Source organism: Pseudomonas nitroreducens TX1 (genome assembly GCF_000313755.1).
GTDB lineage: Bacteria > Pseudomonadota > Gammaproteobacteria > Pseudomonadales > Pseudomonadaceae > Pseudomonas > Pseudomonas nitroreducens_A.
The window spans coordinates 1-728 of the sequence record NZ_AMZB01000015.1 but is presented as its reverse complement, the minus strand read 5'-3'; the positions used below and the strand labels follow the sequence as shown (position 1 = coordinate 728).

Genomic DNA, 728 nt, shown 5'->3' with positions numbered 1-728 from the left:
AAGTCGTCCCACAGGTACTGGTCGCCGGCCAGGTTGATCTGCGTAGTCAGGTGGCGATGGCCCGGCGCGGAGATGAAGAAGTGGATGTGCGCCGGACGCTGGCCGTGGCGACCGAGCTGGTTGAGCAGCTCCTGGGTCGGGCCGTCCGGCGGGCAGCCGTAGCCGCTGGGGACGATGCTGCGCGCCTTGTAGCGCCCCTCGGCGTCGGTGACGATGCGGCGGCGCAGGTTGTACTCGGATTGGGTGCTGTCGAAGTACGAGTAGGTGCCCTGGGTGTTGGCATGCCAGAGGTCGACCACCGCACCCGCCAGCGGCTTGCCTTGCGGGTCGAACACGCGGCCGGAGAGGAACATCACGGTGCCCGCGTCCTTGCCGTCGTCCATCCGTGCTTCGCCTTCGGACAGCGGTGCGCCGGCCACGTACAGCGGGCCTTCGATGGTGCGCGGGGTGCCGCCGCCGATGCCGGCCGCCGCGTCCTGGGCATCCAGCAGCAGGTCGAGGTAGTGCTCGATACCCAGGCCCGCGACCACCAGGCCGGCTTCCTGGCGGGCGCCGAGGCGATTGAGGTAATCCACCGCCTTCCAGAACTCGTCGGGGGTGACGTGCATGTCTTCGATGAGCCTGGCGGTGTCCTGCAGGATGCGCAGGACGAGATTCTTCACGCGCGGGTTGCCCGCATCGTTCAGGGCGCCGCTGGCTTCTTCGAAGAACTTCTGGATGTCGGCAGT

1 protein-coding gene is annotated in these 728 nt (G+C 68.0%); it reads right to left on the bottom strand.

All coding sequences use genetic code 11. The features are described from left to right. Positions 1-728: catechol 1,2-dioxygenase (catA, locus tag C167_RS0100085; RefSeq protein WP_017516261.1), on the bottom strand; the 728-nt coding region annotated here is incomplete at both ends.